Below are 13,410 nucleotides of genomic sequence, written 5' to 3'. Positions count from 1 at the left end.
AAGTTAGCTTGGAGGTTTATAATCTACTGCCACTGTCTTTGCAATTTTATCATGAAAAAACTGCTTGCGTTGGTCAAATATTGCACATATGAAAATTAGTATTGTGGTCATAAAGATTAAGCCTAATAAAGGATCAAACCACCATTCAGAGGTATACTTATCAAAAAATTTCCTTCTCGTGATGAATATGGGGAAGCAAATAACTTCAAATGAAATATGCCTAACTATTGCTTGCACTAGAGTAACATTTTCAAGTGTATTTGCATCTTTGATATTAATACCGCATAACAATTGTCCTGGAGTACCACCAAATCTTCTTATCATGAATACTCCGAATACTATCGATAGCAAAAAAGATAAGCAAATACGTATAATTAATAATTTAGGTCTAGCAATGTGAAAAACCACTCTTACAAGAATCAAACAGAATAAAGGAATTCCCTTAATAATAAGACTGTCAATAATATGCGCTAACACACGCCTAGTTATTCCCACATATACATAGTTTAATTTTGGGTAGCATGCTTCAGACCTATAATCCATTACTACTGTTTTTGTAATTTTGTCGTAGAAAAGCTGCTTGCGCTTATCAAATATTGCAAACATTAGAACCAATATTGGTAAAATAAAAAACCACTCAGAAATGTAGGTGGGTACCCACAAAAGTGCCTTGAGAGTGCTTCTCATCACTACTTGCATTAAAGCAGCGTTTTTAAGTGTGTTTGCATCTTTTATGTATATACCAAGTAGCAACTTTCCTGGAGTCCAACCAAGTCTTGTTATCATTAATACTTCCAATGCTATATATACTAAATCTTTCAATAATATATCTAAGTCTTCTAATATTTCATATCGCTCTGATATAAGGTCACTATTAGTGTCAATATCAGGAAAGACATAATTAAAAACACCGGCAAGGGGCTCTCCTGATAATATGAATAAAATTAACAAATAAAATAATGAATAACAGACTAGGAATATAATTTGGTCAACTATATAAGCTGCAGCACGCTTAGTTATTCCCGCATATTTTACTTTAATATCCATTTTATACCCCATATGATCCGTCTAATGTACCTATTAACAGTTAAATAGCAGTAAAATTGCTGTATTACTATTTGTATTCTCAAGTAAACTAGTTATGCTATCAAGGACATAAACAATACAGCCACTTTCAGCAATGCAAAACAATAATTGTGAGATACAAGAGAAATTTTCTTTTTCCTTCAGTAGCATTATTCTAAATTTTCGTCAAAATAAGCTGTTTTATCCTTTTTTTCCTTATACTCTTCTGCAGTATAGAGAGGTTGTTTTTTAGCTGTGATATTTGGCCACTTTTGTGAGTATTCTACATTTATATCGTAAAATAACTTGAAAGTTTTTTGTTCGCTGCTCAGCAACTCTTCATCTAGTTCTAAAATATCTTTTATGGAATCATCAGTTACAATTGCATCTACTGGACACTCAGGTATGCACACTCCGCAATCAATACATTCATCTGGGTTAATCACGAGCATGTTTTTACCTTCATAGAAGCAGTCGACGGGACATACTTCCACACAGTCCGTATATTTACATTTTATGCATTTATCTGTAACAAAATGCGTCATAAAACACTGTATATTTGCATTATCTTGGGTACACTAAATTGATAAGAAATTCAAGCCTTTTATGAAGATAAATAAATTGAACAACAAAGAATTAGAAGTATGGTTAAGCTTGGCTAGAACTATAGGACCAATAAAGTTTTTTAGTATACTAAGAACACACGGATCGCTAGATGAGGTGCTAAAATATCTCAATAGGGTGGCTAATAATAAGGTGTATGACATTCAAGATGCACGAGAAGAAATCAATAATGCAGAAAAAATTGGAGCTAAAATTATACCCGCATGCGATCCAAATTACCCTGGTCTTTTAAGAAATATCTCTAGTTGTCCTCCTGTAATAACTGCGCTTGGTGATATATCATTATTAAGCCGTGAGATAATTGCAATAATCGGTGGGCGTAACTCTTCAATGAATGGAAGAAATTTTGCCAATAAGTTGGCACTTGATTTAAGCGAAGCTGGTTTTGTTATCGTTTCTGGACTTGCAAAAGGAATCGATACTGCAGCAAATAGTGTGATATACAAAAACCACCCCACTATTGCTGTTACAGCAAGCGGAATTGATGTAGTGTACCCAAAAGAAAATTTTGATCTATACAAAAAAATCACTGGGAACGGTGGTTTAGTAATTACTGAGCTTCCATTTGCTACTAAACCAAAGCCTCAGTATTTTCCTCAAAGGAATCGAATTATATCTGGTCTATCGCTGGGTGTTGTAGTGATTGAAGCATCGAAACGTTCTGGCTCTCTAATAACAGCAGATTTTGCTTTAAATCAAGGGAGAGAGGTATTTGCAGTTTCTGGTTTCCCTTTAGATTCACGCTGTAGTGGTAGTAATTATTTAATTAAAAACGGTGCTAAGCTTATCGAGTCCGCTGATGACATAATAGAAAGTGTTAGGTTTAGTTTACCTCCGCAGCAAAAAAACCTATTTGATGTTGAGCACCATTCTGTTAACCAAAAACAAGAAAAATTACAACAGGCAAAATCTGTTATAGTTGATCATATTAACTCTGTACCTGTTGATATAGATGAACTTATATTAGCAAGCGGACTTTCTGCCAACATAGCTCTAATGGCTCTTTTAGAACTAGAGTTGGAAAACAAAATAGAGCGTTCACCGGGGAATAAAATATCGTTAATTTTCTAGATTACTTTAGCTATAAGCCCACAACCGTACGAACATTGTGATTTGAGTCCACCAAGAAAGATGTCATTCCAGCGCGTGACGCTGGAATCCAGCCTTTATTATTTGGTTGAAATTAAGTCTTCTGGATCCAAGTAGTCTGGGCACTGGGATGACACCGTTTTGGATGGAAATCAGTGTCAGCTACTTAGATGACACCACCTTTGTATGGAAACCAGTGTCACTCTGACAACCGTCATCTCGCTACGTGTTAGCGGATACCGTGACGTTATGACGACGAGGGAGTACGCGTTAGCTGAATCTGCTGAGACGCCCGTGATAGCCCTATTCCTATAGTGAGTAATTCCCTTTTATCTACTTTTAGAATTGATAAGAGAAAACTTTTTTTCAACTTGTTGTATGATTTTATAAAAGTGATCGAAATCTAAGCTTGCACTGCCAATTAAAACTCCTGATAAATTTGAAATATTTAACAAATTTTCTATATTTTCTGAACTGACTGAACCACCATATGTAATGTGTTTTTTACCAGTACACAATTTTATTACCTCTATCACCTCAGCAATTGCATCATTATTTGGCACATGACCTGTGCCTATTGCCCATATTGGCTCATATGCTACGGTATATTCACCGTGTGTTGGCAAACGGTTTTTGCATTGATATTCTATTACTTCTTTTGTTTTTTCATTCTTATAATCTTCTGAATTTTCACCTACACAGATAATTGGGTGTAAGCCTGATTCTATTGCTACTTCCGACTTAAGTTTTATTTCACTATCTTTTTCATTGGCCCTTTCAGAATGCCCAAGTATTACGTAAGTACACCCTAGTTCTTTTAACATTTCTGCGCTAATTTCACCTGTGTAAGAACCGAACTTTTTATGATGGCAATTCTGTGCTCCTATATTAATATTATTGTTCAACTCTATACTGCTTGGAAATGATGTAAAAGGAGGGCAAATTACTAATTTAGAGGTAATTTCGTTGCTCTTGTTGTTAAGTTTGCCTATAAAGTCAACAAATGAAGAACGCATTCCATTCATTTTCCAATTTGCTACTATTAAAAAGGACATCAACTTTACTTATATGGGCGAGAGTGCCGGCTGTCGGACTTGAACTGACAACCTACTGATTACAAGTCAGTTGCTCTACCAATTGAGCTAAGCCGGCGTTAAACACATTAATAATATACAATTATCAATGGATTTTAGTCAACTGATTTTTAAAATACTGTATAATGAAAATAATATGAGAAAATTTTTACTGAAGCCAAAAAAGAGTCTAGGGCAAAATTTTATTTTATCGAGTGAGATAACAAAAAAAATCGTCGCTTTAGCTGATAGTCTGGAAAATTTTAATGTCATTGAAATTGGTCCTGGATATGGTGCATTAACAAGAGAAATATTGGTACATAATCCAAAGTCTCTACTTTCTATAGAAAAAGATAGAGATTTAGTAAAACACCATGACCAACTGCTAAATGAGCATCAAGGAAAGTATAGAATTATAGAAGCGGATGCACTGCATGTTATAGAAGAAGAGCTGATAGAGCGCCCAGTCAAAGTTATTGCTAACTTGCCTTACAATATCTCGGTAGTGTTATTTTTAAAGTGGTTAAATAATATAAAATTTTTTACGAGTTTGACATTAATGTTTCAAAAAGAGGTAGCAGATCGCATTACGGCAAGACCCAATTCTAAAGATTATGGTTCCTTATCAGTGCTAAGCCAGTTACTATGTGATATAAAAAAGGAATTTGATATTGAACCTAAAGAGTTTTTTCCAAGACCAAAAATACATTCTTCAGTAATTACAGTAAATCCTTTGCCTACCCCAAAGTTTGCAGTAAATTTGGAAACCTTAACAAGATTAACACGTGCCGTTTTTTCTCAAAGAAGAAAGATGCTGAGAAATAGCTTGCAAAATATAACGAACCACGCTGAAACTGTCCTTGAAAACGCTAAATTGAGTGGAAACGAACGTCCAGAAAACCTAACTATTGAGCAGTTTTGTTTGCTGGCAAATAATGTAGAATGCTTATTTTGCAATAAAATGTGTTAGCAACCATATAGCCTTTCTATCCCCTAAAAACAGTTAGAGTTATACGACAGAACCACACCGGCTTCTATAGCTCCGCTTCTGTCATCCTATGGCTTACTGTACGAACATTGCAATATGGCACATAGTAAACGATGTCATTCCAGTCTAAAATCCAGCTTTTTCATAATCATCAAAACGTTGTATTTTAACATAAAACGGCTACTTTTATGCTTACCAACTTAATAAAATTCCTGAATCCAAGTAGTCAGGGCACTGGGATGACACCACTTTTGCTTAAAAACCTCAATATTTGCACAATTGTGCTAGATTCCCTGCACAACTTGCTTCAAAATTTCCTCCTGTTGCTGAGCATGGACACTAGCATAGCCACATGCAGGAGATGCAGCAGCAGGTCTTGCGATACACTTAGGTCTTCTTGCTTGAATATCGAGATTGGACAACACTTCTTCTATCAATGGGTTGACAAAAAACCATCCTCCCATATTTTTTGGTTCTTCTTGACACCATATAATTTCAGCGTTTTTGTACTTTTCAAGTTCACTGCTTAGTTTATCGGCAGGAAATGGATAGAATTGTTCTAAACGTATTATTGCTATATCGTTTATTTTTTGTGCTTCACATACTTCAATTATGTCGTAATAAACTTTACCACTGCATATTACAACTTTACGTATTTTATCATTTGAAACTAAATCTGTTCTATATTCTGGAATTACCGTGAGGAATTTTCCTTCAAAGTCAGATAGGTTAGAAACTGCTCTTCTATGACGCAGTGGCGATTTAGGTGTAAACACTACCAGAGGCTTACGAAAGTCTCTATGCATTTGTCTGCGTAAGACATGGAAGTAATTTGCCGGAGTGGAACAATTAACTACCTGCATATTATCTTCTGCACAGAGTTGCAAAAATCTCTCTATACGCGCGGAGCTATGCTCAGGTCCTTGCCCTTCATAACCATGAGGCAACAATAAAACTAGACCGCTTGATCGCAACCACTTTGTTTCTGCAGATGCGATAAACTGGTCGATCATAATTTGCGCACCATTTGCAAAATCACCAAATTGTCCTTCCCAGAGCACCAGTGAATACGGGGAATCAAGACTATATCCATATTCAAAGCCCATTACAGCATACTCTGATAAAGCGCTATCTATGACCTCAAAGTGAGCTTGCTTTTCATTTATATTGTTTAGCGGAATAAACGCTTCTTCTGTTACCTGATCAACAAGCCTTGAATGACGGTGCGAAAAAGTGCCACGGCCAGAGTCTTGTCCTGATAAACGCACTTCTATTCCTTCTGTGAGCAGTGATGCAAACGCAAGACTTTCGGCAGTTGCCCAGTCTATATTACTACCGGAATTTATACTGTCTATTCTGCCATCAAGTATTTTTCTAACCTTATTGTTAATGTTAAAGCTACTTGGGATGTTGCTATTTATATGCACACCTAATTTTTTCAACTCATCTGGCGGAACACCAGAGTCCGTATAGTATTCACTCAAATCGTTCAACCTTGCCCTTCTTAATTTTGACCACACTCCACCGAACCAGTCAGCTTTTTTTGGAGTATAAGCCACTGATTCAGCAAGACTTTTATCTAATTTTGCCCTGAATTCACTGCGTAATTTATTTACTTCATCGCCATCTAATACTTTCTCTGCAGTCAATTTTTCTTCATACAATGTTCCAGGAGTTTTATGTTTTGATATCAGCTTATACATGAGTGGCTGAGTGAAATTCGGTTCATCGCCTTCATTATGGCCATATTTGCGGTAGCATATTATGTCAATCACTACGTCCTTTTTAAATTTCTGCCTATATTCCATCGCCAGACTTGCAGCAAAACTCACAGCTTGCGGGTTATCTCCATTAACGTGAAACACTGGGGCTTCTATTGATTTTGCTATGTCAGTGCAATAAAAAGAGGATCGTGCGCAGCATGGGTTAGCAGTAAAACCAACTTGGTTATTAATGACAATGTGCACAATGCCATCCACCTTATAACCTTCAATATTGCTTAAGGTTAAAGTTTCAGCAACCACTCCTTGACCAATGAAAGCCGCATCACCATGAATTGATATTCCAAGCACAGACCTTATATTCTGTTTTGCTCTTATTCTTCCAGCCAAAACCGGATTTACCGCTTCAAGATGAGATGGATTAGGGCATAAACTTAAGTGTATTTTTTTACCACCGGCAAGTGTTCGATCAGAAGAGTAACCAAGGTGATATTTAACATCACCGGACACCTCAAGACCACTTGGGTGTGCGAGATTGCCTTGAAATTCAGATAGCATTGCCGCATATTCTTTTCCCATAACTTTGGTTAGAACATTGAGTCGTCCGCGATGAGCCATGCCAAGGACTATTTCTTCAGTACTAAAAGCTGCAGAATCACTAATGATTCTCTCAATTGCAACGATAGCTGATTCCCCACCTTCGATAGAAAAACGTTTATATCCAGGAAATTTCATATGGAGAAATTGCTCGAACATTTCGGATTCGACCAAGTGCCTCAGTATTTCTTTTTTGTCTCGTGAATCCAGTTTGTAGCTCTGACTTTCTATTTTTTCCTGCAGCCACATTCTCTCTTCATAAGAGGAGATATGCATAAATTCAAAGCCAATATTCTTGCAGTAAATATCTCTATAGATTCTAGTATCATCCGTAGGAGAAAGATTCGAGTATTTTTGATAATCTATTTCTTGACTTTCATTCGGTGATAACGGATTAAGGTCTGCAAAAAAGTGACCATAAGACCTGAAAAAATTTACCAAATCGAAAGCCGAATCATCCGCCTTAGTTGCATATTGTGCACCGCAAGTCTCCGTTTTATTAACTTCTAAATTGCTTGAAAAAATTCTGTGCCAATCTTCCCCGATTGATTTATCACCCTGCAGATAACGGCTATACATTTCTTCTACAAATTCTGCATTATCACCATAAAGGCAGCTTAAATTCGACATAATTACTATATAAGATATCAAACACTTATAAGTATAACTTAAGTTTTTTAAAAAAGAACTTTTTTAGTTTCTATACGTCATACCGCGATTCATTCGCGGTATCTCGGCATAGATCCCGCTGACAAGCAGCGGGATGACGGTTGTCAGGCTACCCTGTCATCCCAGTAGCTGACGCTGATTTCCATCCAAGAGGGTGTCATTCCAGTGCTTGACACTGGAATCCAGCTTTTTCATAATCATCAAAACGTTGTACTTTAGCATAAAACGGCTACTTTTATGCTTACCAACTTAATAAAATTCCTGGATCCCAGTGGGCTTTGTTGCATAGCACCTTAAGCAGTGATGGTTTACGACAAATTTATGTAATGATTTCAAATTTAGCCATACCAATATCAGTGAATTTGTTGAGCAAATAGCACTTAATTAGTAATTCTTTTTCACGATTTACTTCAGATTTATTCCTAAAGCTAAATCCAAATACTTGCTTCAACCTTGAGAAAAATCCTTCTATGTAAGATCTCTTTCCATAAATCGCTTCCTTTTTCCACTCTTTTACACCATCTTGTCCATATAATTTTATTAACCTAATAGCAGCATTTCTGTCAGACATATAATCTATTTTTGAATGTTCTGCTGCATCCTTTTTTGGTAGAACTTTTGTCTTTATATCGTATTTCTTACACAATTTATAAAGTTTGTGCCTATCGTATGCCCTATCTGCATATAATGCTTTTATTTTGTGCTGAAAATTAACTTCTTCAAGCAAATCGCAAGCTCCATAGTGGTCAGAGTAGACGCCATTACTGTATCTTGCAGCTATAGCTTTTTTACTATTCACACTTAACATAACATGTAACTTTCTTACTTGCTCGTAGCTTCGGTACTTTCTATCTGCACTGTTTTCCTTACTGTGGCCAGGAGTGTTACTGTAAATGCTGATACTTGTGCTATCTATGATAATTTCAATATTTTCCATGTTGCTTTTATCAACCCTGCAATCATTTATCTTAATATTAAGTTTTTTAAACCTTCTTGATGCTTGTGAATAGCTGATAACTGCCAAATTTTTTCCTATTTGTTGCAGATATCCTTTTATAAACCCCACCGTTTGTCTTAAACCAATTCTAAAAAGATTGACAATTATATGCACCAAAATTACGACTTTATCACTGTAAATATAGTTGCCGCCCTGCATTTTTGGACTATTTTCATACCAATTTTCGATAGCTTCATCGATGTAACGAAAAATATTTCCCCTTTTTTCAAGGAATTTGTTATATTCGTTTTGGTTACTGACTTTCATTTTCTGTGGCATATTTTTTCTTCAACAGTTAAATGGTTATTTATAATGAATTTTGTCAGTAGCTACCAGATTTTTTCGGTTGCTATGCAACAAAGCCATCCCAGAGTCTGGGCACTGGGATGACAAGGGAAGGTACTGGGATGACGGTTGTCGTTTAGCCATAAATATTTAAGAAATTTACCAAATGGAAAAAAAGGCAAAAGAAGCCCTAGTCATTGTCTACTTTCAGTATTGGCGTTTTTTAAAGTCTTAAACACTGCAATTTAGCTACTTTTAAATGCAACTCACCTTAGTTTAAATGTTTAAGAAATTTACTAAGCAGAAAAAAAGGCAAAAGAAACCCCGTGGTAATTAGTGTTCACTCTCTAATCCTGCAAATTGGCGTACTATACTGTCTTAAACGACTTATAAGCGCGTTTCAGCTTATATAGGTAAAAACCTAGAAGTATTGTGAAGACATAAGGTGCACATAGTGCAAAAAATTAAAAATAAGACGCCAACTACGTTGTTTTCTTGCTGTTTAATCTGCACAGATGAAGATAACTGAATACCTTCAGCATCATGATAAAGGGGCTGGCAGAGTTTGTCAAGTAGGTTTTTCGTTTCTAACGATTGTTAACATGCTGCAAAAAACTATGCAAGAGGTCTACCACTTTATTAGGTGTTTGTGCAGTTATTGGTGTTATCAAGATACTCCCTAATCTTCTTCAAATCCTCCCAGGCTAAACGTTTTTGTGCCGGTTGGCGAAGTAGGTAAGCTGGATGAAATATAGCGGCTGTGGTGATTGAATTGGACAAATATTGGTTAGTGTACGTATGAAATCTACCACGCAAATTCGATATAGTTTTTGTGCTGTCAAGAAGGCTATAACACGCAATTCCCCCGACCAAAATTAGAATTTGCGGTGAAACCAGTGCAACATGCTTCTCAACAAATGGTCTGCACATATCAAGCTCTAGGTCGGTTGGCTTTCTATTGCCAGGTGGGCGCCAAAATACAGTATTGCTTATGTATACCTTAGTGCGATCAAGATTGATTGCATTTAACATTTTATCGAGCAACATTCCACTTGCACCACAAAATGGTATGCCTTGAAGGTCTTCATTTGCTCCTGGAGCTTCACCAACGAGCATAATTTTTGCGTTTGGATTACCATCGGAAAAGACAGTATTAGTTGCAGTTTTTTTTATTTCACAACCTTCAAATGATTCAACTGCACTTCTTAATTCATCCACACTACTACATTTACCTGCAAGTTTCCTTGCTTCAATTATCCAGTCACTTGGAAACATGTCTTTCCCATCTTTAGTGTCATTCCAGCGCGTATCTGCATCTTTCTTCTGGGTCCCAGTTTGGATAACAGAGGGTTGCACACCCTCTTTGCTCTCCAACTTTTTTTCCTTTTCACCCTCTGTTAGTGTGCAATCAACGCCCACTTCATGGCAAAACTTTAATAATTCTAGGTCTTCATTGCTCATAATGCTTTTTAACCTTTTGTGCTTTTGTCATCGCCATATCATACTTTAATTTAGACAAATGTCTAATATATAATATGCCATTTAAGTGATCTAGCTCATGCTGAATACACCTTGCAAGCCAACCACTAGCTTTTAGCGTCTGTTCTTCGTTATTTAAGTCTCTGTATTTCACAGTTAAATACTTTGGACGCTTAATTTCATAGCTTTGCTCTGGAATAGAAAGACATCCTTCCTTGAGAATTACTTGTTCATCAGATAATTCCGTAATTTCTGGATTAATCATGCAAAATTTGCCAATTGATTCATATCCTGCTGGCTCATTTTCAATTGTTTCTAGCTGAATGTCCATAACAAAAATTCTCTTTAACACTCCAACTTGCACTGCAGCAAGGCCAAGACCTTCTGCATCGTACACAGTTTCGAACATGTCATTTACTAATTCTTTAATTTTATCGTTTATATCTGTTACTTCACTGGCACGTGTGATTAGTCTTTCATCAGGAGCAATTACAATTGGTAATATGGACATAAAAATTATAATTCTATGTTTTGTTTTTCCTTTTGTCCAGAATTTAGGGTATATTAAAATGTTGCTATATCTATAATAGAAATATAAATTAAAAGAAAGCTACAATTTAAATGAAATTGCGTAATAAGGTTAACTAATGTACTCTGCAGTAATAGCAAAACCAAAGAGAAACGTTTTTGCTGTTTTAGACATAGGTACAACAAAGATTATTTGTCTAATCGTTAAGATAAATGGCAACTTCAGCTATAAAGTAACAGGAACGGGTTATAAGATTGCAGAAGGTGTAAACGGTGGATCAATAACCAATGTAAAACACGCAAATTACTCCATCTCATCAACTATAGGTTTAGCTGAACAAGTATCAGAAGAAACTATAGACCAGATATATGTGAACATTGCTGGATGTGGCATCTCATCTTTCAATGTACATAATGAAATTATTGCAGCTAATCATGAAATTTCTGACCGGGATATAAAACGTGTAGTTTTTCAGACGTTTGAGAAATATATTGAAGACAATGTTATCATTCACAATATACCACTGAAATATCACTTGGATGACATGACTGATATAAAAGAGGTTGGTGGATTGTACGGAAAAAGACTATCTGCTGATGTTAATGTTGTCACTGCTTCGCGTCCAGCGCTTACCAATATTGAAAACTGTATTACCAATAATGGTGGATTAAATATGGCAGGTTGTATTGCTTCTGCATATTCTGCAGGTCTTGCCTGTCTGAGTGGAGATGAAAAAGAGCTCGGGACTGCTATTGTTGATATAGGAGGCGGATGCACTGCAATTGGAATTTTCAAAAGAGGGAAACTTGTGTATGCAAGCAGCATTCCAATTGGTGGTGTTCATATCACTCGAGATATTGCTTACGGGCTATGCACAAGCATAGAACGTGCAGAGTATATAAAAATACTGTATGGTAGCACTATCGTAACTTCAATAGATGAGAATGAGTACATTACAGTGCAAAACAACGAAAATGATGAACCTACTCAAGTATTCAAATCTGAGCTTATTAACATCATAAGACCAAGAGTTGAAGAAATACTTGAAATGGTAAGAGAGCAATTTCAAGAGCAGAAAGATCCAATTAATAAAGTAGTGATCACAGGTGGAACTAGTCAACTCACAAGCATGAAGGAAATTGCAGGCTATATATTCAATAAACAAGTTCGAATTGGGTGCCCTGAATCTCTTAGTGGCCTTGATGGCGAGTATGATAAAAATCCCGTATTTTCTGCTGCTATAGGTTCTATAAAGCTAATAGTTGACACTTTTTATAAAAATAATTCTGGTATTTTAGGTCAGGATGGTAAAATGAGTAAATTGTATAATTGGGTTAAATCAAAAGTTACAGTCTAGATTTCTGTTTTACCACTTGTCATACAAATGACTTGACACTAGGATCCATAGGACTTATTTTTATAATATGTAAAGTTATTATGTTTATGTGCTTGCGAGTAAGCGTAAAAGATCACCAATTACAATAAGACATGGAAAATATGAACATAACTATACACTCACAAGAAGATTTTGAATTCATGCGCAAGGCTGGCAGGCTTGCTGCTGAAACTCTTGATTTCATTGCACCATACGTAAAGGTAGGGGTGACAACTAGTGAGTTAAATGATCTATGTCATGACTTTATAATTAATGCAGGTGCAATTCCAGCACCACTAAACTATAGGGGGTATCCAAAATCAATTTGCACTTCAAAAAATGCAGTTGTGTGCCATGGTGTTCCCGATGATAAACCGCTTAAAGATGGAGATATTTTGAATATTGACGTTACGGTGATTTTAAATGGCTGGCATGGTGATACAAGTCGCATGTTTTGGGTTGGCAAGCCATCAATAAAAGCAAAACGTTTGTGTGACGCTACTTATCATGCGTTGATGGAAGCAATTAAACAAGTTAAGCCTGGCAATAAGTTGAATGAAATAGGGCTTGCTATAGAGAAATATATTAGAGATTTTGGATATTCTATCGTATGCAGCTACTGCGGACATGGTATAGGAAAGGTCTTTCATGCTCCACCGAATGTAGTGCATTTCTATGATCAAGATGAAAATCTCGTCTTGAAGGAAGGTATGTTTTTTACAATAGAGCCAATGATTAATGCTGGAAAACACGAGACTCTGCTCAGTAAACTTGATGACTGGACAGTAATAACACGTGACCTTTCACTTTCTGCTCAATTTGAACATACACTCGGAGTAACAAAAGATGGTGCTGAAATATTTACATTATCACCTAAAAATTGGCACTTCCCACCATATAATTAGATTTTTTTAAACTC

General features: G+C 36.1%; 11 protein-coding genes and 1 tRNA gene. 4 read left to right on the top strand and 8 right to left on the bottom strand.

Going from position 1 to position 13,410, the window contains the following annotated elements; all coding sequences use genetic code 11:
* Positions 1-3 precede the first annotated feature (3 nt).
* Complete coding sequence (locus ACQH1X_RS06065; RefSeq protein WP_425386007.1) at positions 4-1,047, bottom strand: RDD family protein; 1,044 nt, start codon at positions 1,045-1,047, stop codon at positions 4-6.
* 188 nt (positions 1,048-1,235) lie between these two features.
* Complete coding sequence (locus tag ACQH1X_RS06060; protein ID WP_010082601.1) at positions 1,236-1,610, bottom strand: ferredoxin family protein; 375 nt, start codon at positions 1,608-1,610, stop codon at positions 1,236-1,238.
* Between the two features lie 61 nt (positions 1,611-1,671).
* Here ACQH1X_RS06060 and dprA point away from each other — a divergent pair, with 61 nt between their 5' ends.
* A complete protein-coding gene (dprA, locus tag ACQH1X_RS06055) occupies positions 1,672-2,760 on the top strand; it encodes a DNA-processing protein DprA (RefSeq protein ID WP_425386006.1) in 1,089 nt (362 codons plus the stop codon).
* 347 nt (positions 2,761-3,107) lie between these two features.
* Here the strand turns inward: dprA and ACQH1X_RS06050 are convergent, their stop codons facing one another.
* On the bottom strand, positions 3,108-3,833 hold the full coding sequence (locus ACQH1X_RS06050; RefSeq protein ID WP_425386005.1) for a triosephosphate isomerase: 726 nt from the start codon (positions 3,831-3,833) through the stop codon (positions 3,108-3,110).
* A gap of 24 nt (positions 3,834-3,857) precedes the next feature.
* Positions 3,858-3,930: transfer RNA gene (locus ACQH1X_RS06045), tRNA-Thr, on the bottom strand.
* 78 nt (positions 3,931-4,008) lie between these two features.
* Between ACQH1X_RS06045 and rsmA the strand changes: the two genes are divergently transcribed.
* Complete coding sequence (gene rsmA / locus ACQH1X_RS06040; protein ID WP_425386681.1) at positions 4,009-4,821, top strand: 16S rRNA (adenine(1518)-N(6)/adenine(1519)-N(6))-dimethyltransferase RsmA; 813 nt, start codon at positions 4,009-4,011, stop codon at positions 4,819-4,821.
* Positions 4,822-5,123: 302 nt separating this feature from the next.
* Here rsmA and ACQH1X_RS06035 read toward each other — a convergent pair whose 3' ends face one another.
* The 4 genes from ACQH1X_RS06035 to def form a co-directional block, all read right to left on the bottom strand.
* Positions 5,124-7,787 carry a 2-oxoglutarate dehydrogenase E1 component gene (locus ACQH1X_RS06035; protein WP_425386004.1) on the bottom strand — a complete coding sequence of 888 codons (2,664 nt, stop codon included), beginning with the start codon at positions 7,785-7,787 and terminating at the stop codon, positions 5,124-5,126.
* Between the two features lie 358 nt (positions 7,788-8,145).
* The gene (locus ACQH1X_RS06030) at positions 8,146-9,102 is read right to left on the bottom strand and encodes an IS5 family transposase (RefSeq protein WP_264735368.1); all 957 of its coding nucleotides are present in this window, start codon (positions 9,100-9,102) and stop codon (positions 8,146-8,148) included.
* 645 nt (positions 9,103-9,747) lie between these two features.
* On the bottom strand, positions 9,748-10,569 hold the full coding sequence (locus ACQH1X_RS06025; protein WP_425386003.1) for a uracil-DNA glycosylase: 822 nt from the start codon (positions 10,567-10,569) through the stop codon (positions 9,748-9,750).
* A complete protein-coding gene (gene def / locus ACQH1X_RS06020; protein WP_425386002.1) occupies positions 10,559-11,098 on the bottom strand; it encodes a peptide deformylase in 540 nt (179 codons plus the stop codon). Before def ends, ACQH1X_RS06025 begins: the two co-directional genes overlap by 11 nt.
* Positions 11,099-11,234: 136 nt before the next feature.
* Between def and ftsA the strand changes: the two genes are divergently transcribed.
* Entirely contained in the window at positions 11,235-12,473 is a 1,239-nt protein-coding gene (gene ftsA, locus ACQH1X_RS06015; protein ID WP_425386001.1) for a cell division protein FtsA, read from the top strand.
* Between the two features lie 140 nt (positions 12,474-12,613).
* A complete protein-coding gene (gene map / locus ACQH1X_RS06010) occupies positions 12,614-13,396 on the top strand; it encodes a type I methionyl aminopeptidase (RefSeq protein ID WP_425386680.1) in 783 nt (260 codons plus the stop codon).
* Positions 13,397-13,410 lie beyond the last annotated feature (14 nt).

Source organism: Wolbachia endosymbiont (group A) of Barypeithes pellucidus, assembly GCF_964030885.1.
Lineage (GTDB): Bacteria > Pseudomonadota > Alphaproteobacteria > Rickettsiales > Anaplasmataceae > Wolbachia.
Note: the sequence above shows the minus strand (reverse complement) of the source record. Positions and strands in the feature narration are given on the sequence as shown.